The following is an 18,865-nucleotide window of genomic DNA, read 5'->3' on the forward strand; positions in this document are numbered from 1 at the left end:
ACCCACGGCACCGTCCTGCCCACCGAACTCACCGCATAGCCTCAAAGAAGAGATCACCGAGTGGCCGTCGATACACCACTCCAACGGACGTGACCGACCACGGAGGTGCAGCCGGGCTCGTACGGACTATGACGGCCCACGGTCATCCGCCTGATTGGCCACACATCAGGTACGGCCATCAGATGAGTCGCCAACATGGCACCACCCCGGCAGGGTCGCCGGTCACCAGCACGTACATCACATCTCATCGGCTTCGATCTTGTGGTGGAAAGCTCTCGGCTCCACCATGGGCGGAGACTAGGTCAGAACTCGTGTTCGTGGGGGGACTCTTGTGATCGCTGCGAGGGAAGCAGGCACCGTGCTGATGCTCGGCAGACTGGTAGGGGTTTTCCTCGGGGCCATCGGGCTCATCAGCCTGCTGTTGGCACTCCTTCTCCTGGCCTCGGCGCGACGCGACAAGGCGGAAGGGGTCTTCGAGACCGCGAGGACCGTGAGGCGAAACGGCTTCATCGCCCTGACTCTGGGAGCACTGCTCGTCGTCGTCGACACAGCCCTGTGGGTCCTGTAGGGCGCTGCTCATCCCGCCCCACCCATCGACTGCGGTGAGCTGCCCCTATGCCGTGACCACAGCCTTGTAAGCCTGGTGGTCAGGGCTAACGAGGGTGCGCAGGTCAAGGCAGCTCTGAGGATTCTCCAGTTCAGCGAGTCATGTCGACTGCCATGGACCTTCGTTGACCGTGACTGACCGCTCGATGTGGCACGGTTGTGGCACGCCAACACATCCGGTGCCCGCTCGGTGCTCGCCGAAGCTTGTCAGAGCTCAGCACTAGGCTCCCGCGCATGACCTCCCCTTCGTTCCCTGGTCCCGCACCGCTCAGACAGGAGTCTGTCGACGAGCCGAGCGCCACCGAGGAGAACGACGATGCGCTGATCGAGAAGCTGCGTGGTCGGGCGTGCGATCCGGGACGGCGATTCGACACGGCTGACGTTCCCGTTCTGTGGATCTCTGAGCGCTACGGCGGCACTCGATTGGAGCAGCTCCAGGACGTCATCAGGTCGCGCAGCAGCAACGGGACGGTACAGCTCAAGTCCGACGTTGAGGAGGTCGCTGTCTACTACGCGGACGCTCCCCGCGGCCCGCTCTTCCCGCCAGTCTCCATGGCAGACGTTGAGAAGGCAGAACAGCGAATTGGGCGCCGTCTTCCCCAACTGCTCCGCCGCGTCTATACCGAGGTTGCCAACGGAGGCTTCGGCCCAGACAGCGGCCTTGCCTCACTGACCGACGGCAACCGTGTCCCGGGCCACCTGAGGGACTGGCCAAGCTCGGTCAGCCTCCACGAGCGCAACTGTGCGCGTGGAGTGCCGGCGTCGTGGCTGCACCTCGCTTACGGCGGCTGCACGATGGAGTGGCACCTCTCCCTCACCGCGGTCGGCAACCCGGTGCTGCTCTACGACGCCGACGGGTGGGTTCCCGGCTGGGGCGAAGACGCTCACGACGGCCTGAGACACGCATCGGCCTCACTGCGCAGTTGGCTATGGACCTGGGCGGATGGCAGAGGCGTCTGGGATGAGGCACTCAACCGGTGAAGCCTGCTTGCGAGGACGTGAAGACGAGCGCCTTGCCGTGAGGACTGGGCACGCCGCTGGATTGATGTACGGTGCCACTTCGGGGTAGGCGTGCACCGTTCGGGCCGCCGACACTTGCTTTGTAAGTTCATTCATAACTACGCGCGCGCTGCCGCGCTTCAACAACGAGGGCACGAGGCAGGCTGCCTGTAACCGTCAAGGTCCACACGCGTACGGCTCTGTTGCCGTCACCTTCTGCCGTCAGGAGAGCTCTCCCGCGTCGAGCGCTCAGCCCGGGACCCCTTCCAGCGGAAGGTGGTTGCGGTAGTACTCCGACTCCAACCACTCCTCCTTCACGAAGAGCGGGCGAGTGAGGAGTGCCTCCCCGACCCTCTGCTCACGCAAGAGAACTCCGAGATCGGTCAACGAGAGCGACGCGTCAGGGGTGTAAAGCACCCAGTTCCCATGCTCGGCAGCGTAATCCAGGAGGAACTCATGGCCCTGCGCTGGATCGCTGCCTGCCAGCGGAAAGCCTGCCAAAAAGACCTGAGGGCCGGCGACTGCGTCCAACGCGACGCATGCGAGCTTGCCCACGTCGTAAAACGCCTTCACGCCGCCCGGGAAGTCTTCCTGCCCGTACGGACCACCAACCCGCGCCTCCGGCTCGGAGACCAGCAGCGCCTCGGCGACCTCTGCCGGCGACATCCCGAACCGCAACGGCCCCACGCCGCCCTCGGCCCGCAACTCCCAGCGCTCGCGCTCTACATCCGCGCCCATCTGCCCCGCCCTCACGACCGCCTAGAGCTATCGGCTGCTCCAGAGCCCTGGAGGGACGTTATCGGACGGGGTCTGTACGGCACCGAGGCGGCCGGTCCCGACTAGGAGCCGCACCCTGAGCTTGGGAATCACCGTCTGAAGCCGGCGAATCGTGCCTCTGATCTGGGCTTATGGCATCTCTGGGCCCAGTCGCAGAGCTCTGTCGTTGCTCGCCATTGACCGCGACTGACCGCCCGTTCTGGTGCGCATCTGGGGCGGTCCATCTCCCCGCCAACATCTCATGCGAACTATCACCGGAAGTGTCGGCGATGCGGCCGGAGCAGCCAGCCACCACCAAGTCACCCAAGATGAACACTGACCTGGCAAGGCGCGACGATTTCGTCCCGTGGGACAGTTGCGGCACCGCCCGTCGCGCGTCATCAAGGAGAGAGACTCAATGAGAGTGCTGCCCGCCGTCACCGGTCGCAATGAGTTCGATGCCTTGGTCATCAGGACCGACTACCAGGACGACCAGGCATGGCAGAACGTGGTGGCTGTTCTGATGAAGCCGTGGGGGGATAGGCAGTACGAGGCGGAGGTGTACTTCGTCAACGATCCGGCCTGGGCAGGAGCAACCGTTGAAGAGGTGCTGTGTGCCGTTCGCGCTGACGAGGACGTATCCGTAGTCTTCCTCGTTGACCAGGAAACCATGAAGGATGAGGTTCACGCGCTGCTGGCGGTTACTACGCTGACGCGAGATGAGTGCGTAGATGACGAGGACTACGAGCAGCTGACTGAGTTCGGCCGCGAGTTTCGAACCGTCCCAGCGGGGGTCCACGAAATCTACGCGAATCTGAGTATCGCCAACCTGGGCTTCGAGGAGTTCGCAGGATGGGCCCACGATGACCCTGAGGGGACCTTTCGCCCCTCCTGGACAACTGACCGTTGAGGGTGAACCTGCGGAAATTCCCTCGTTCGGTTACATCGGCAGGACGCAGAAACGACATCAGTTGTCGAAGAAGTGATCCAGAGGTCCGCTGACCTGGGCTCGCCTAGACGATCAACGCTGTGACCTGCGATTGAGTGGTCAACGGTTGTCGGCGTTGGTCGTCGTTGCGCGCCCTCGGACGGCCCAGAGACGGCCCAGGCAGGGGTGGTTGTCGAGCTGCGCACCTCGGCTGCTTTGATCAGCTCATGCCCCGTACTGGTGATCCAACTAGCGGCAGATCCGAGCGATGGAGTCTGGCTGTGCCCTTCGGCGCGGTATCCGTCGGGTTCTGGTTCTGCTGTCCGTTCTGGATGCTCGTTTGGTTCGTTGCCTTGCCGCTTGGCCTGACGGGTCTGGTCCGGGGTGTCATTGAATATCGCGCCGCCTCACGTCTAGGTGCGAGCCGCGCGCAGCCTCTGACTGGGCTTGCGCTTTCGGCTGTGGGAACAACGGCAGCCATCGCGTACATGATCTTTTTGCTTACGCACCCGGACCTGCCAATTCAGGAGTAGGTCGGTGGAGTCTCAACGGGCGAGTCAAACCGCACACGGTCTTGAAAACCGTCGTGGCAGCGATGTCACCGTGGGTTCAAATCCCGCACTCTCCGCAGTAGGCCGGCGAAGGCGCTGGACAGAAGGGGTGCCCCAAGACACGGGGGCGCCCCTTCTTCGTGCCCGAGGGCACCGTGCTTCCCCTTGGTTTCCCGTCTGATCGGGCACGGAAGGGGCACGAACGGGGATGCCTGCATGGTGGGTGCGACGGACTGGTTGAGTGCCGCTGATGGCGTGGACTTGGTGTGCGATTGCTTGTGGCGCTAGTTTCCGCGCGAGTCGATGCGGCAGAGGCTTCTCGGAGGCGACATGTGGGACGGCCCGTTCTACCGGGTGAAGCGCGAAGACTACGAGATCTGCTTCGTGCCCGGGGCGGGCGAAGACCTGGAGGAGGTCTGCAACGTCGACATGTGGCTGACCTTCCCCGACGGTAATCGGTGGTCCGGGACGATATTTACCCTCGACGAGGTCCGGCGCCTGATGGATCGGTGGAAGGACACGGGCGAGTGCCTTGACGGCACGTACTTCTACTGCTGGGACGAACTCATCGTCCGCCATGCCGGCATCTCATCCATGGTTCGGGTGATCGATGACCTGGTCGTCACGGGCGATTACGAATCGGCCCTTCGCCCTCTCGGACCGGAAGACGACCTAGACAACTGACTTCGGTGCGGGGCCTGGTATCGACGGGATGCCCGTCACGGTGACGTGCCGGGTGCTCAAGCTCGCCAGACAGCCCTACTACCGCTGGCTCGACAAGCCGGTGACCGACACCGTGCTGGAGGAGGCTCATCGCACGAACGCGCTGTTCGACGCCCACCGCGAGGATCCCGAGTTCGGCTACCGCTTCCTGGCCGACGAAGCCCGCAGCTCGGGGGCCGCGATGGCCGACCGGACCGCATGGCGGATCTGCCGGGACAACCACTGGTGGAGCGTGTTCGGCAAGAAGCGCGGAAGGATCAAGAAGGCCGGCCCGCCGGTGCACGACGACCTCGTCCGCCGCAACTTCACCGCTGACGCTCCGAACCGCCTGTGGCTCGCCGACATCACCGAACACGCCACCGGCGACGGCAAGCTGTACCTCTGCGCGATCAAGGACGCCTTCAGCAACAGGATCGTGGGCTACTCCATCGACGTGCGGATGAAGTCCCGCCTGGCCGTGACCGCCCTGGACAACGCCGTGGCCCGGCGCGAACACGTCGACGGATGCATCCTGCACAGCGATCGCGGATCGCAGTTCCGGTCCCGGAAATTCGTCCGGGCACTCGACCGTCACCGGATGGCCGGATCGATAGGCAGAGTCGGGGCAGCCGGCGACAACGCGGCCATGGAGTCCTTCTTCAGCCTGCTGCAGAAGAACGTCCTCGACCGCCGGACCTGGGCCACCCGTGAAGAACTGCGGATCGCGATCGTGACCTGGATCGAGCGGACCTACCACTGCCGCCGCAGACAAGCAGCACTCGGCCGGCTGACCCCCGTCGAATTCGAAACCGTCATGACCCCACCGGCCCTCCAGGCCGCGTGACCGAACCTGTCACCCGAACCTGCATCAGACCCGAACGCCTACTCCAACAGGAGACAGACGATGCGTCAGATCCCCGTGGACACCTCCACCGCCACCGTGATGGTGTACCGGTGAGATCGCCACGGATGCCGAGACCGGCGCGACGATGATGACCGTGGACGTGACGTTTGAGGCGAACGGCGAGGTTGAGATCCTGTCGGTGACCGTGCCGGAACCGGGCATCTCGGGTGACCTGGTGATGGGCACGCCCGTCGCGCTGAATGGCCTGGTGGCCCGGCCGTGGGAGAACGAGTTCAACGGCCAGCGCCGCCACGGCACCAGCTTCCGCGCGGTCGCGGTCACCTCGCTCGCCGCCGGCGTCGCGAAGGCGGTCTGACCCATGACCCGCTTCACGGTCGCGCTGCTGCTGGTCGTCGCCACCGCGCTGGTTCTGCGGTGGCGGCGCCCCGCCTGGTACTGGCTGACCTTCGGGGTCTCGCTCGCGCTGCTCCGGGTGGCCGTCCGCTACAGCTCGGTGATGGACGCCTGCGGGTTGACCGTCCCGCCGTCGCGTTGGCGCCTGGCGCTCGCTCGGGCCGCCAATCGACCCGTGCCCGGGCCGCGGGCTCCTCGGATCCGGCGGGTGCGGCCGACCAGGACCGGCCTCGTGCCGATCTGGCTGCGGGCCATCGGCAAGGCCGGCCTCGGGGACGTCCACTTCCACGATCTGCGGCACACCGGCAACACCCTGGCTGCGACCGGCGGGGCCTCTACGCGCGAGCTGATGCACCGCATGGGGCACTCGTCGGTGCGGGCCGCGCTGATCTATCAGCACCTCGCCAACGGCCGCGACCACGAGATCGCCGGGCACGTGGACGACCAGATCCAGCGGGTCACGGGGACGGACTCCGATGTGGATTCCGGTGGACTTTCTGGCACGTGAGTGGCACGGCGGCCCTCACCCCGGGCAAAAGATCAAGGCCCAGGTTTCCGGACTCATACCGGATGACCTGGGCCTTTGCCATGCGTTGGGGCTGGTGGGCGTGGACGGTTTCGAACCGCCGACATCTGCCTTGTAAGGGCAGCGCTCTACCGCTGAGCTACACGCCCGCTGGACACGCGAAAGCACACCCTACCCTGCCATACCCGGTGGCCAGCAATCGGACGCTCGCGGTCATGCGTAGGTCACGCGGAGTTCCTTCACGCCGTTGAGCCAGGGGGAGCGGAGGCGGCGGGGCTCCCCGGCGAGGCGGATGGCGGGGAGGGTGTCGGCGACGGCGTTGAAGATGAGGTCGATCTCCAGGCGGGCGAGGCTGGCGCCGAGGCAGAAGTGGGGGCCGCCGCCGCCGAAGCCGAGGTGGGGGTTGGGGTCGCGGGTGATGTCGAAGGCGTCGGGCGCGGTGAAGACCTCGGGGTCGTGGTTGGCGGAGGCGTAGAAGATGCCGACGCGGTCGCCCTCGCGGATCTTGGCGCCGCCCAGCTCCGTGTCGTGGGTGGCGGTGCGCTGGAAGGAGGTCACGGGAGTGGCCCAGCGGACGATCTCGTCGGCGGCGGTGCGGGGGCGCTCGGCGCGGAAGAGGTCCCACTGCTCGGGGTGGGTGAGGAAGGCGTGCATGCCGTGGGTGATGGCGTTGCGCGTGGTCTCGTTCCCGGCGACGGCCAGTACGAGGACGAAGAAGCCGAACTCGTCGGTCGTGAGGTTGCCCTCGTTCTCGGCGGCGACGAGCTTGGTGACGATGTCGTGGGCGGGGCAGGCCTTGCGTTCGGTGGCCATGTTCATCGCGTAGGAGATGAGCTCGATGGAGGACTCGGTGCCGATCTCCTCGGTGATGGCGAGCTCGGGGTCGTCGTAGCCGATCATGTTGTTGGACCACTCGAAGATCTTGCCGCGGTCCTCCTGGGGGACGCCGATGAGCTCGGCGATGGCCTGGAGGGGCAGTTCGCAGGCGACGTCGGTGACGAAGTCGCCGCTGCCGTGGGCGGCGGCCCCCGCGACGATGCGTTCGGCGCGCCGGCGGAGGGCGTCCTCGAGGGCGCGGATGGCGCGGGGGGTGAAGCCGCGCTGGACGATCTGCCGCAGGCGGGTGTGCTCGGGCGGGTCCATGTTGAGGATGATCAGCTGCTGGGCGTCGATCCGGTCCCGCTGCATGTGCTCGTTGAAGCGGATGATCGCGGTGTTGGTGCGGGAGGAGAAGGTCTCGGGGGTGGTGGAGACCGTCTTGACGTCGGCGTGGCGGGTGACGGCCCAGTAGCCGTCGTCCCCGAAGCCCGCGATGCCGTGAGGCTGGGGGATCCAGGAGACGGGCGCGGTGCGCCGGAGGGCGGCGAACTCCGGGAGCGGTATGCGCTCCTGGTTGACGTCCGGATCGGTGAAGTCGAAGCCGTCGGGGAGGGCGGGGCAGGAGGGGGGCGGCGGCGTGGCGGACATCGGCGGCTCCTGGTCCGGGTGGTCCGGCGTGGTCCGGGTCGTGGTCCGGGTCGTGGTCCGGCTGGTGGTCCGGGTGGTCCCGATTTCTCCGTGGTGGTCTCCGGGGCTTCCCTGGGGGTGGCGGTCCGCGAAACGTCCCCGCACACCGTTCTCTGACGCTCCATCAGATTTGCCTGTGGACGGTAGCCCCGCCCCCTTCAAGTCGCAAGGCCCGTGACGGTGCGGATCGGCCGGCTTGGTGCACGACCCTTGCGCCCGCGTACCGCCGGTAATCAGACTGCTGGCGGAACTAGAACGCGTACTAGTTCTGCCGTGGGCGCCGGGACGCCCCGCGGCCGAGGAGAGGACGAGGTACATGGCCGCTGAACCCGTCATCGTCGAAGCTGTACGCACCCCCATCGGCAAGCGCGGCGGCGCGCTCGCCAATCTGCACCCCGCCTACCTGCTCGGTGAGACATACCGCGAGTTGCTCGGCCGCACCGGCATCCAGCCCGACGCCGTGGAGCAGATCGTCGGCGGTACGGTCACCCACGCCGGGGAGCAGTCGATGAACCCGGCGCGCAACGCCTGGCTGGCCTGCGGTCTGCCGTACGAGACGGCCGCGACGACCGTGGACTGCCAGTGCGGCTCCTCGCAGCAGGCCAACCACATGGTCGCCAACATGATCGCGGCCGGGGTGATCGATATCGGCATCGGCTGCGGCGTCGAGGCCATGTCGCGGGTGCCGCTCGGCAGCGGCTCCAAGCACGGGCCCGGCAAGCCCTTCCCGGACGAGTGGAACGTGGACCTGCCCAACCAGTTCGAGGCGGCCGAGCGCATCGCCCGGCGCCGCGGGCTGACCCGGGAGCACGTCGACCGGCTCGGGCTGCTGTCGCAGGAGCGGGCCGGGCGGGCTTGGGCCGAGGAGCGCTTCAAGCGGGAGACCTTCGCCGTGCAGGTGCCCACGACGGAGGAGGAGCAGCACGCCGGCCAGGGCATGTGGCGGCTGGTCGACCGTGACGAGGGGCTGCGCGACACCACCATGGAGGCGCTGGGCGGGCTGAAGGCGATCATGCCGACGGCCGTGCACACCGCGGGCAACTCCTCGCAGATCTCGGACGGTGCGGCGGCCGTGATGTGGGCGTCCAAGCGGATGGCGCGGGCGCTGAAGCTGCGGCCGCGGGCCCGGATCGTGGCGCAGGCGCTGGTCGGCGCGGACACGCATTACCACCTGGACGGGCCGATCGACGCGACGCGCACGGTGCTCGGCAAGGCGGGGATGACCCTGAACGACATCGACCTCGTCGAGGTCAACGAGGCCTTCGCCTCGGTGGTGCTGTCCTGGGCCCGGGTCTTCGACCAGGACCTGGAGAAGGTCAACGTCAACGGCGGCGCGATCGCCCTCGGCCACCCCGTGGGCGCCACCGGGGCCCGGCTGATCACCACGGCGCTGCACGAACTGGAACGCGCGGACAAGGAGTTCGCGCTGATCGTGATGTGCGCCGGCGGGGCCCTCGCCACGGGCACGATCATCCAGCGGATCTGAGCCCGCGGGGTGCGGCGGGTCCAGGCGGCCCTCCGGGCCGCCCAGGGCCGGCCGGCGGACGCGGGACGCGGGACGCGGCGCCGGCACCTCAGCGCGACCGAGGCGGTACGCGCGGCGGGCGCGAAGCGCCCTCCCCGAAGGCGACCGGCGCGCCGAACGCGGCGCGCCGGGTGGCCCGGCGCAGGGCGCGCAGCACGAACGGGCCCAGGGTGAGGACCAGAACGGCGGTCAGCACGGCGCGTGGGACGTCCCAGCCGAGCGAGGTGGCCAGGCAGTACGCGACGAAGCGGGCGAGGTTGTCCGCGAGCGGGTCGCCCGGCACGAAGGAGACCCCGGAGGACATGCCGCCCAGGTACGGCCAGCCCTGCAGGTTCATGACCGTGCCGTAGGCGATCGAGGACACCGCCCCGTACCCGGCGACCAGGACGAGCTCCCCCCGGCCGCGCAGCCGGGCGGCGCCCGGGAGCAGGCCCGCGCCGAGTGCCACCCAGCCCATCGAGAGCATCTGGAACGGCATCCACGGCCCGACCCCGCCCGTGAGCAGGGCCGAGGCGAACATCGTCAACGCCCCCAGCGAGAAGCCGAAGCCGGGCCCGAGCACCCGGCCGGACAGCACGACGAGGAAGAACATCGGCTCGATGCCCGCCGTGCCGCCGCCGAGCGGGCGCAGCGCCGCGCCCGCGGCGGCCAGCACGCCCAGCATGGCGACCGACTTGGCGCTCAGGCCCTCCGCGTCGTCGGCGATCGTGGCCATGACGACGGCGAGCAGCAGCGGCAGCAGCAACGCGAACAGCCAGGGAGCGTCCTTGCTGTGGGCGAGCCCGGAGCCCGGGTCGGCGAGCAGCGGCCAGCCGAACGCGGCCACGCCGATCAGGGAGACCAGCGTCAGCGCGGCCACGGACCGGCCGCCCAGCCGGACCGCGCGCGGCGCGGGCGCCGTCACGCCGGCCCCGCCAGGGCCGTGCCGACCTGGTCGACCGTCAGCCAGGGGAGCGGACCGAGCACCTTGGCGACCTGCGGGGCGAACGCGGGGGAGGAGACGACGACGTCGGGGGTGGGCCCGTCCGCGACGAGGTCGCCGTCGGCGAGGACGACGACGCGGTGGGCGAGTTCGGCGGCGAGCTCGACGTCGTGGGTGGCGAGGACGACGGCGTGGCCGTCCGCCGCGAGGGTGCGCAGGTGCGCGGCGAGCCGGGCCTTGGCGGCGTAGTCCAGGCCGCGGGTCGGCTCGTCGAGGAGGATCAGCGGGGGCCGGGCGGTCAGGACGACGGCGAGGGCGAGCGCCAGGCGCTGGCCCTCGGACAGGTCCCGCGGGTGGGCGCCGTCGGCGACCCCGGGCAGCAGCTCGCCGACCAGGGCGCGGCAGGTGCCGGGGGTGGCGCGGGCGTCGGCGTCGGCGGTGGCGCACTCGGCGGCGACGGTGTCGGCGTACAGCAGGTCCCGGGGGTCCTGCGGGACGAGGCCCACCCGGCGGATCAGCTCGGCGGGCCTGGTGCGGGACGGCTCCAGGCCACCGACGCGCACGCTGCCCGAGGCGGGGGCGTGCAGGCCGGCGAGGGCGGACAGCAGGGTGGACTTGGCCGCGCCGTTGCGGCCCATCAGGGCCACGGTCTCGCCTGGCCGCACGGTCAGGTCGACCGCGCGCAGCGCGTCGAGACGGCCGCGGCGCACGGTGAGTCCCGTGACGGCTGCGACGGGCTCGCCGGTGGCGGGCGCGGGCGGCGCGGGCGGGGTGCGGCCGGCGAGGCGCTCGCGCAGCGGGGCGGCGGCGCGGCGCGCGTCGCGCACCGACAGCGGCAGCGGGGACCAGCCCGCGAGGCGGCCGAGCGCGACCACCGGCGGCCGGACCGGCGAGACCGCCATGACCTCGGCCGGCGGACCGGTGACCGGGGCGGCGCCCCCGCCCGGGAGGAGGACGACCCGGTCGGCGTACTGCACGACCCGCTCCAGGCGGTGCTCGGCCATCAGCACGGTCGTCCCCAGGTCGTGGACGAGCCGCTGCAGCACGGCGAGCACCTCCTCGGCCGCGGCGGGATCGAGCGCGGACGTGGGCTCGTCCAGCACCAGCACCCGTGGGTGGACGGTGAGGACGGAGCCGATGGCGACGCGCTGCTGCTGCCCGCCGGAGAGGGTGCCGATCGGGCGGTCGCGCAGGTCGGCGAGGCCGAGCAGGTCGAGGGTCTCCTCGACGCGGCGGCGCATCACGTCGGGGGCGAGACCGATCGACTCCATGCCGTAGGCGAGTTCGTCCTCGACGGTGTCGGTGACGAAGTGCGCGAGCGGGTCCTGGCCCACGGTGCCGACGACATGGGCGAGTTCGCGCGGCCTGTGGGTGCGGGTGTCGTGCCCGGCGACGGTGACCCGGCCGGTGAGGACGCCGCCGGTGAAGTGCGGCACGAGGCCGGAGACGGCTCCCAGGAGCGTGGACTTCCCGGAGCCGGAGGGCCCGACGACCAGGCAGAGTTCGCCCTCGGGGACGGTCAGGCCGACATCGGCGATAGCGGGTTCGGCGGAGCCGTCGTACATGACGGAGACCTGCTCGAAGCGGATCACGGGCGGGCTCCCTTCAGATGTGCGGGCAGCAGGCCCAGCAGGACGGCGGCCGCGGGCCACAGCGGCAGCGACGGCGCGGTCAGCGGCACCACGGGCGGGTCCAGGTCGGCGGGGGAGGCCCCGGCGGCCCAGATCGTCAGCGCGGCGACGGCCACGCCCGAGGCGGTGATCAGCCACGCGGTCGCGTCCCAGCGGTCGGGACGGTAGCGGGTGCGCACGGAGCGCCGCCCGCCGAGCCGCAGCCCCGCTACGGCGGCGGCCGCACCGGCGAGCAGCAGCGGCAGGCCGTACCCGGCGCCCGCGGCCGCCAGCAGCGCGTACGTGCCCGCGCACAGCCCGAGCAGCCCGCCGAGGGTGAGCGCGACGGTCGCCCGGCGCACGGCCGGCGGCACCTCGGCGGTACGGCCGTAACCGCGGGCGTCCATGGCGGCCGCGAGGGCGACGGAACGCTCCAGAGCGCCCTCGAGCACGGGCAGGCCGACCTGGAGCAGCGCCCGTACGCCCTTCGCCGGGCGGCCCCGCAGTCTGCGGGCGGTCCGCAGCCGCCGGACGTCGGCGACCAGGTGCGGCGCGAACGTCATCGCGACGACCACGGCGACGCCCGCCTCGTACAGGGCGCCGGGCAGTGACTTCAGCAGTCTGGCCGGGTTGGCCAGGGCGTTGGCGGCGCCGAGGCACACCAGGAGGGTGGCCAGCCGCATGCCCTCGCGGAAGGCGAACCACAGCCCCTCGGCGGTCACCCGCCCGCCGAGGCGGACGCCCTGCGCCCAGTCGGGCAGCGGCACTTCGGGGAGGGCCAGCACGGTGTGCGTGCCGGGTACCGGGGAGCCCAGGACGACGGCGAACGCGAGCCGGATGACGATGACCACCAGGCCCAGGCGCAGGAACGCGGCGTACGACCGCGACCAGGGCGCGTCCGGTACCCGGCACACGGCCACGACGTACCCGGCGACCGCGGCGAGCAGCGCGAGCAGCGCCGGGTTCGACGTCCGCGACGCGGCCGTGGCGAGCCCCAGCGCCCACAGCCACCACGCCCCCGCATGCGGCCCGCGCGCCCGGCCCGCCCGTCCGCCCGCCGGGCCCGCGTCACCGGCGTGGTCCGGCCGCCGCGGCCGCAGCAGCGCGCGCAGGTGGGCGGAACCGCCGCCGTCCACGCTGCGGGCGACGGCGTGATGGCCGGCCCCCGCGGGCGGCGTGGAGGCCCACGGCAGGGGCGTGGCGGTGGTCACGGGCGGTCGCTCCGGCGGCGGCGGACCTGCCAGGCGGCGGCCGCGGCGACGAGGAGGACGACGGCGGCGGCGCCGTACGTGCCGAGCGCGGGGCCGGGGGAGGAGGTGGCGGGGGGTGCGGCGGCGTCGGCGACCTGCTCGCCGCAGCCCGTGGCGGGGTAGCCGGCGATGGCGCAGACGAGGCCCGCGGAGTTGTAGCGCAGCGGGGGAGCGACGGCGGCCAGGGCGTCGGCGGAGGTGGCGTCGACGGGGACGCGGGCGCAGGCGGCACGGGAGGCCGGGGCGTCGGCGGCGGTGCCGAAGTCGAGCAGCAGGGCGATGCGCTTGGTGCCGGGGCGGGCCGGGGTGCCGTCACAGACTGCGGCGAACCGGGCCGTGCCGCGGGGGCGGGCGGCCGAGTCGGCGTCGGGGCTGACGCCGAAGCGCCAGCCCTCGACGGCGCCGTCGCCGGGGCGGCTGAGGGCGGGCCCCGTCTTGGCGTACGCCCACGTGCCGGCGGCCGCGTCACGCTGCCAGAAGGACCAGTACCGGTAGGTGGCCGCGTGCGCGGGCGTCGCGAGGAGGGCGGCCACCAGGGCCAGGAGGAGTGCCGCCGCCGTGAGGGGCGGCCGCCTCACAGCCGGTGCTTCCGGCCGGCGAGCAGCACCCCGATGCCGATGCCGGCGACCAGGCAGGCGCCGACGAACCACCACACCGAACTGCCGCCCGAGGAGTCGGGCTTCTGTTCCGCGACCGGGCCGAGGGCGTTGAGCCGCGTGACGTGGTCGCGCATGGGGTTGCCGGTGGCGTACGCGGCGAGCGCGAGCTGCGCGAGGGCGGTGGGGCTCTCCTTGGCCCAGGCACCGGAGTTGGCGGCGAGCCAGTTGTACGCGCCCTTGGCGGCGTCGAGGTGGCCACCGGCGGCGAGGGCGACGACGGCGTCGGCGGTGGTGCCGTAGTCGGGGGTCTTCTGGTCGGAGCCCGGGGTGACGGCGTCGAAGTGGCTGCCGCCCGCGGCGAGCCGGGCCGCGAGCCAGGCGGCGCCCGCGTCGGAGGCGCTGCCGCCGCACTCGGTGCGCACGGCGACGTCGCGGTCGGGGGCCTCGACGACGAAGCCCGCGCCCTCGGCGCCGCGCACGGCGTCGGCGGTGGCCTTGGCGTTCGCCTCCAGAGCACCAGACTTGGCGTCGGGCTGGTAGGCGAACGCGCCGCCGTCCTTCTTGCCGCAGGCCAGCTGGAGGGAGCGCAGCGCGTCGTAGGGCGACAGGCCGTCGGTGGTCACGGACTTGACGTCGGTGCCGGCGGCCTTGAGGCCGCCGATGACGACACCGGTGGAGTCGGCGTCGGAGGCGCCGCCGGGGTTGTAGGACCAGCCGCCGTCGCGGTTCTGCACCTTGGCGAGCCATTCGGCGGCGCGCTTGACGGCGAAGTCCTTGCCGTGGACGGCGAGCGCCTGGACGGCTATGGCGGTGGCGTTGGTGTCCTCGGTCTTCGGGTCGCAGGGCGCCGTCGCGTCGGCGCGGTACGAGGCGAAGCCGCCGTCCGCGCACTGCTGCTGGGCGAGCCACTCCACCGCGTCGCCGGCCGGTTCCGTGTCGGCCGCGTGCAGCGCCAGCAGCGCGTACGACTGGCGCCACACGCCGTCGTACGTCGGGTCGGCGTCCCCGTACAGCGCGGCGGGCGCGGCCGGGCCCGCGAGCGACGGCGAGGGCGACGCGGCTATGAGGAGCGTGCTGAAGGCGGCCAGGGCGGCCGCGGCGGTGCGGCGCAGGTGCATCGGGTGGTGCCTTTCGGGTGAGCGGTCGCGCAGACGGATGCGGGCGCGCGGTCACGGCACCGGGCTCCGGCTCCGTGTACCTCGACGGAAGAGCCGCTCCCGTCCGTGCGGGTGCTCCGGCTGGGCCTCCCCGGGCGGGGGCGGCTCACGGTTGCGGGTCAGCGCCGGATTCGCACCGGCTTCCCCCGCTCGGACGTGATTGGACTTGGTTGTGTCGAGCACACCTTAGCCGGGCCCGCGTGGCGCGCCGTGCCCGGCCTGGTGCGGTCTGCCTCACACCGCGGTGTACGCGACCGGGTCGGACCCGGGCACCGGTTCGGCGTGCCCGAGCTTGACCAGCCGGCGCAGGTGCGCCTCGGCCTCGGCGACGGCGATGTTCCTGGAGGGGAACGGGATCTGCTCCCAGGGGCGGTTCCACTGCATGGCCTCGGCGAGCTGCCACGGGGTGCGGGGGGCCTCGGCGACCAGGGCGCGGAGCGAGGCGAGCCGGGCGGTGTGGTGGTCCAGCAGTTCGCGTACGCGGGCGGCGGCGCCGGTGAAGGCGTGCTCGTGGGCGGGCAGCACCTCGACGGGATCGAGCCGGGCGACGCGTTCGAGGGAGTCGAGGTAGTCGCCCAGGGGGTCGCCGGCGGTCGTGTCGTCGGGGTCCTCGTACAGGCCGATGTGCGGGGAGATGCCGGGCAGCAGGTGGTCGCCGGAGAACAGGCGGCGGCCGTCCTCCTCGAAGAGGCAGACGTGGCCGGGGGTGTGGCCGGGGGTCCACACGGCGCGGACGGCGCGGCCGGCCAGCGGCACCCGCTCGCCGGGGACGATCTCGCGGTCGGGGAGGGCGGGCCGCAGGCCGGGTACGTCGGCGGCGCGGCGCTCGGCGCGCACCGCCCGCAGCGGGGCGAGGTGTTCCTCGGGGGCACCGGCGGCGGCGAGCTTGCCGGCGAGGTAGTCCAGCCACACGCCCGGCCGGGCCCCGCGGGCGCGGCGGACGACGGCGGTGTCGGCGGGGTGCATGGCGATCCAGGCGCCGGAGGCCTCGCGGACCTTGCCGGACAGGCCGTGGTGGTCCGGGTGGTGGTGGGTGACGAGGACGCCGTGGACGTCGGCGACGGAGGCGCCGAGCGCGGTGAGGCCGTCGGCGAGGGCGGCGTAGGAGGCGGGGTCGTCCCAGCCGGTGTCGACCAGGACGGGGCCGCGGTCGGTGTCGACGACGTAGACGAGCGTGTGGCCCAGGGGGTTGTCGGGGATCGGGACCGGGATGCTCCAGATGCCGTCGCCGTGCTCCATGAGGTCCCCTCTCCACTCCGGTCGCGTGCATTGCCCACCATAACTAGAACTGGTATCAGTTCTGAAGCAGAGTCACTTTCTGACGAGGCGTCAGCCAAAGGCGGGACGGGACAGGCATGGACGGGAACGGGATCGTCGAACACGGACAGCTCTACATCGGCGGGCAGTTGGTGGACCCGCTCGGCACCGGCACCATCGAGGTCGTCTCGCCCCACACCGAGCAGGTCTTCGCGCGGGTGCCGCACGCCTCCCGCGAGGACGTGGACCGGGCCGTCGCCGCGGCCCGCAGGGCCTTCGACGAGGGCCCGTGGCCGCAGGCGACCCTCGACGAGCGCATCGAGGTCGTCACCCGGATCAAGGACGCGATCGCCGTGCGCCACGAGGAGATCGCCCGCGTCATCAGCTCGCAGAACGGCTCCCCCTACTCCTGGAGCGTCCTCGCCCAGGCGCTCGGCGCGATGATGGTCTGGGACGCGGCGATCGGCGTCGCGCGGGGCTTCACCTGGGAGGAACGGCGGGCCGGTGTGCTCGGCCCGATCCTGGTGCGCCGTGAGCCGGCCGGCGTCGTCGCCGCCGTCGTCCCGTGGAACGTCCCGCAGTTCACCGCCGCGGCCAAGCTCGCCCCCGCGCTGCTCGCCGGGTGCGCGGTGATCCTCAAACCGTCGCCGGAGTCACCGCTCGACGCCTACCTGCTCGGCGAGATCGCCGCCGAGGCGGGGCTGCCCGAGGGCGTGCTGTCGATCCTGCCCGCCGACCGCGAGGTCAGCGAGTACCTGGTCGGCCACCCCGGCGTCGACAAGGTCTCCTTCACCGGCTCGGTCGCGGCCGGCAAGCGCGTCATGGAGGTCGCCTCCCGCAACCTCACCCGGGTGACGCTGGAACTCGGCGGCAAGTCCGCCGCGCTGGTCCTGCCCGACGCCGACCTGGACACCGCCGTGCCCGGCATCGTCTCGGCCGCCTGGATGAACAACGGCCAGGCCTGCGTCGCCCAGACCCGCATCCTCGCGCCCCGCTCCCGCTACGACGAGACCGCCGAGCGCCTGGCCGCGGCCGCCTCCGCCCTCGTCGTGGGCGACCCCCTCGACCCCGCCACCCAGGTCGGGCCGCTGGTCGCCCGCCGCCAGCAGCAGCGCTCCCTGGACTACATCGCGCTGGGACAGCAGGAGGGCGCCAAGGTCCTGACCGGCGGCGGCCGCCCGCAGGCGCAGCCCACCGGCTGGTACGTCGAGCCCACCCTCTTCGGAGACGTCTCCAACTCCATGCGGATCGCCCGCGAGGAGATCTTCGGCCCGGTCATCTGCCTGCTGCCGTACGAGGACGAGGCCGAGGCCGTCCGCATCGCCAACGACTCCGAATACGGCCTGTCCGGCAGCGTCTGGACCGGCGACGTCGAGCACGGCATCGACGTCGCCCGCCGGGTGCGCACCGGCACGTTCAACGTCAACACGTTCAGCCTCGACATGCTCGGCCCCTTCGGCGGCTACAAGAACTCCGGGCTCGGGCGCGAGTTCGGCCCCGAGGGGCTGGGCGAGTACCTGGAGCACAAGATGGTCCACCTGCCCGCGGGCTGGGAGGGCTGAGCCCGTGGGGGACCGGTGGCACGTCGAGGTCGACCGGGGGGTGTGCATCGGCTCGGGCATGTGCGTGAACTCCGCGCCGGGCGGCTTCACCCTCGACTCCGCCCGGCAGTCCCACCCCGCGGCCCCGGACGCCGACGCCGCCGAGGCGCTGCTCGCGGCGGCGGAGGGCTGCCCGGTGGAGGCGATCAGCATCACGCTGGCCGGCTCCGGCGAGGCGGTCTTCCCGCCCGAGGAGTGAACGGGCCCGAGGGGTCAGGGCTTCGCGCGGCGCGGATCGGTGAGGTCGATCAGCCGGCACACCGTCTCGATGTCGATCTTCACCTGGGCGATCGAGGCGCGCCCGGACAGCCAGGTCACCAGGGCCGAGTGCCAGGTGTGCTCGATGACGCGCACCGCGGACAGCAGCTCGGGCCCGGGCGGCCCGTCCAGTCGCATCGCGTCCAGGACGATCGCGGTCGTCAGCCGCGACACGGCGTCCACCTCCGGGCTGACGGACCGGTCGGCGAACGTCAGCGCCCGCACCATCGCGTCGGCGAGGTGCGGCTCGCGCTGCATCGCGCGGAACGCGCGCATCAGCGTCTCCGCCACGCGGTCCGCGGGCGCGGCCGCCGACGGCGGGCGCTTGCGCAGGGCCGCGTGGAGGTGCTCCAGCTGGTCGCGCATCGTGGCGACGAGCAGATGGATCTTGGACGGGAAGTAGCGGTAGAGGGTGCCGAGCGCGACGTTCGACTGCTCGGCGACCTCGCGCATCTGGACGGCGTCGAAGCCGCCCCGCACGGCGAGCTCGGCGCTGGTGCGCAGGATGCGGCGGCGGCGGGCCTCCTGACGTTCCGTCAGCGGCACGGGGGACGGCGTCGGCTGAGGAGCTGCGGTCATCTGTCCCAATCCGAATCTGTGCGCCGTGCGGAACCGCCTCCCAGCGTAAGGGCTGCGCCGCCGGCCGGTGTGTCGTCGTGTGCGGGTGGGTTGTGGTTTCGGTGGGGGGCTTTCCCGCCCGCCCTCCCGTTGCCCCGGTCGGTCAGTGACCGCCTCGCTGCGTGCGTTGGGGGTTGGGGCCGCGCCGGCGCACGTCCTCAGCGCTCGCGGATTTGCCGGGTCATTCCGTCCCGGGTCCGCCGCTCGTCGCTTCCGGGCGCACCCCTGCACACCCC

General features: G+C 71.6%; 17 protein-coding genes, 2 tRNA genes, 3 pseudogenes and 1 riboswitch. Of the genes and pseudogenes, 12 read left to right on the forward strand and 10 right to left on the reverse strand.

From position 1 onward, the window contains the following. Positions 1-358 precede the first annotated feature (358 nt). Together ACFW3D_RS39730 and ACFW3D_RS39735 are read left to right on the forward strand one after the other, a co-directional pair. On the forward strand, positions 359-568 hold the full coding sequence (locus ACFW3D_RS39730) for a hypothetical protein (RefSeq protein ID WP_500513087.1): 210 nt from the start codon (positions 359-361) through the stop codon (positions 566-568). A gap of 272 nt (positions 569-840) precedes the next feature. Beyond that, on the forward strand, positions 841-1,587 hold the full coding sequence (locus tag ACFW3D_RS39735) for an SMI1/KNR4 family protein (RefSeq protein ID WP_500513089.1): 747 nt from the start codon (positions 841-843) through the stop codon (positions 1,585-1,587). A 267-nt stretch (positions 1,588-1,854) separates the two neighbouring features. Here the strand turns inward: ACFW3D_RS39735 and ACFW3D_RS39740 are convergent, their stop codons facing one another. Then, on the reverse strand, positions 1,855-2,343 hold the full coding sequence (locus ACFW3D_RS39740; protein WP_500513091.1) for a hypothetical protein: 489 nt from the start codon (positions 2,341-2,343) through the stop codon (positions 1,855-1,857). A 436-nt stretch (positions 2,344-2,779) separates the two neighbouring features. Between ACFW3D_RS39740 and ACFW3D_RS39745 the strand changes: the two genes are divergently transcribed. From ACFW3D_RS39745 to ACFW3D_RS39775, 7 genes and pseudogenes are all read left to right on the forward strand, one after another. After that, entirely contained in the window at positions 2,780-3,271 is a 492-nt protein-coding gene (locus ACFW3D_RS39745) for a DUF6924 domain-containing protein (protein WP_500513093.1), read from the forward strand. Between the two features lie 557 nt (positions 3,272-3,828). Next, a tRNA-Ser gene (locus ACFW3D_RS39750) sits at positions 3,829-3,917 on the forward strand. Positions 3,918-4,170: 253 nt separating this feature from the next. Then, entirely contained in the window at positions 4,171-4,524 is a 354-nt protein-coding gene (locus ACFW3D_RS39755; protein ID WP_500513095.1) for a hypothetical protein, read from the forward strand. A 22-nt stretch (positions 4,525-4,546) separates the two neighbouring features. Beyond that, a pseudogene (locus ACFW3D_RS39760) lies at positions 4,547-5,386 on the forward strand (IS3 family transposase); the annotation flags it as partial. A 60-nt stretch (positions 5,387-5,446) separates the two neighbouring features. Beyond that, positions 5,447-5,762, forward strand: a pseudogene (locus tag ACFW3D_RS39765) (SCO3933 family regulatory protein). Between the two features lie 3 nt (positions 5,763-5,765). Beyond that, positions 5,766-6,035: pseudogene (locus ACFW3D_RS39770) on the forward strand (plasmid transfer protein); the annotation flags it as partial. Further along, on the forward strand, positions 6,033-6,308 hold the full coding sequence (locus ACFW3D_RS39775; protein WP_500513117.1) for a tyrosine-type recombinase/integrase: 276 nt from the start codon (positions 6,033-6,035) through the stop codon (positions 6,306-6,308). The pseudogene ACFW3D_RS39770 and the gene ACFW3D_RS39775, both read left to right, overlap by 3 nt. 92 nt (positions 6,309-6,400) lie before the next feature. Here the strand turns inward: ACFW3D_RS39775 and ACFW3D_RS39780 are convergent. After that, a tRNA-Val gene (locus ACFW3D_RS39780) sits at positions 6,401-6,475 on the reverse strand. 64 nt (positions 6,476-6,539) lie between these two features. Next, positions 6,540-7,793, reverse strand: coding sequence for a cytochrome P450 (locus ACFW3D_RS39785; RefSeq protein WP_500513097.1), 1,254 nt, complete (start codon positions 7,791-7,793; stop codon positions 6,540-6,542). Between the two features lie 355 nt (positions 7,794-8,148). On the opposite strand from ACFW3D_RS39785, the gene ACFW3D_RS39790 reads away from it, so the two are divergent. Further along, positions 8,149-9,318: a steroid 3-ketoacyl-CoA thiolase gene (locus tag ACFW3D_RS39790; protein WP_500513099.1), complete on the forward strand. Its 1,170-nt coding sequence runs from the start codon at positions 8,149-8,151 to the stop codon at positions 9,316-9,318. A gap of 88 nt (positions 9,319-9,406) precedes the next feature. Here ACFW3D_RS39790 and ACFW3D_RS39795 read toward each other — a convergent pair whose 3' ends face one another. The 6 genes from ACFW3D_RS39795 to ACFW3D_RS39820 form a co-directional block, all read right to left on the reverse strand. Then, positions 9,407-10,261 carry an ECF transporter S component gene (locus tag ACFW3D_RS39795; protein ID WP_500513101.1) on the reverse strand — a complete coding sequence of 285 codons (855 nt, stop codon included), beginning with the start codon at positions 10,259-10,261 and terminating at the stop codon, positions 9,407-9,409. After that, positions 10,258-11,871 (reverse strand): ABC transporter ATP-binding protein, encoded by a 1,614-nt coding sequence (locus ACFW3D_RS39800; protein WP_500513103.1) that lies wholly within the window; start codon positions 11,869-11,871, stop codon positions 10,258-10,260. The genes ACFW3D_RS39795 and ACFW3D_RS39800 overlap by 4 nt, the downstream gene beginning before the upstream one ends. Then, complete coding sequence (locus ACFW3D_RS39805; RefSeq protein ID WP_500513119.1) at positions 11,868-12,896, reverse strand: CbiQ family ECF transporter T component; 1,029 nt, start codon at positions 12,894-12,896, stop codon at positions 11,868-11,870. The genes ACFW3D_RS39800 and ACFW3D_RS39805 overlap by 4 nt, the downstream gene beginning before the upstream one ends. Before the next feature lie 200 nt (positions 12,897-13,096). After that, positions 13,097-13,717 (reverse strand): SCO2322 family protein, encoded by a 621-nt coding sequence (locus ACFW3D_RS39810; RefSeq protein WP_500513105.1) that lies wholly within the window; start codon positions 13,715-13,717, stop codon positions 13,097-13,099. Further along, the gene (locus ACFW3D_RS39815) at positions 13,714-14,856 is read right to left on the reverse strand and encodes an SCO2321 family membrane protein (protein WP_500513107.1); all 1,143 of its coding nucleotides are present in this window, start codon (positions 14,854-14,856) and stop codon (positions 13,714-13,716) included. The genes ACFW3D_RS39810 and ACFW3D_RS39815 overlap by 4 nt, the downstream gene beginning before the upstream one ends. A gap of 123 nt (positions 14,857-14,979) precedes the next feature. After that, positions 14,980-15,041: riboswitch (cobalamin riboswitch) on the reverse strand. An 88-nt stretch (positions 15,042-15,129) separates the two neighbouring features. Then, complete coding sequence (locus ACFW3D_RS39820) at positions 15,130-16,134, reverse strand: Strvi_7410 family MBL fold metallo-hydrolase (RefSeq protein ID WP_500513109.1); 1,005 nt, start codon at positions 16,132-16,134, stop codon at positions 15,130-15,132. A 116-nt stretch (positions 16,135-16,250) separates the two neighbouring features. Here ACFW3D_RS39820 and ACFW3D_RS39825 point away from each other — a divergent pair, with 116 nt between their 5' ends. Both ACFW3D_RS39825 and ACFW3D_RS39830 read left to right on the forward strand, forming a co-directional pair. Further along, positions 16,251-17,714: an aldehyde dehydrogenase gene (locus ACFW3D_RS39825; protein ID WP_500513111.1), complete on the forward strand. Its 1,464-nt coding sequence runs from the start codon at positions 16,251-16,253 to the stop codon at positions 17,712-17,714. A gap of 4 nt (positions 17,715-17,718) precedes the next feature. Beyond that, entirely contained in the window at positions 17,719-17,952 is a 234-nt protein-coding gene (locus ACFW3D_RS39830) for a ferredoxin (RefSeq protein WP_500513113.1), read from the forward strand. A gap of 14 nt (positions 17,953-17,966) precedes the next feature. On the opposite strand, the gene ACFW3D_RS39835 is transcribed toward ACFW3D_RS39830, so the two are convergent. After that, positions 17,967-18,590 carry a TetR family transcriptional regulator gene (locus ACFW3D_RS39835; RefSeq protein WP_500513115.1) on the reverse strand — a complete coding sequence of 208 codons (624 nt, stop codon included), beginning with the start codon at positions 18,588-18,590 and terminating at the stop codon, positions 17,967-17,969. Positions 18,591-18,865 lie beyond the last annotated feature (275 nt).

It is taken from the genome of Streptomyces sp. NPDC058864 (assembly GCF_042742985.1).
Lineage (GTDB): Bacteria > Actinomycetota > Actinomycetes > Streptomycetales > Streptomycetaceae > Actinacidiphila.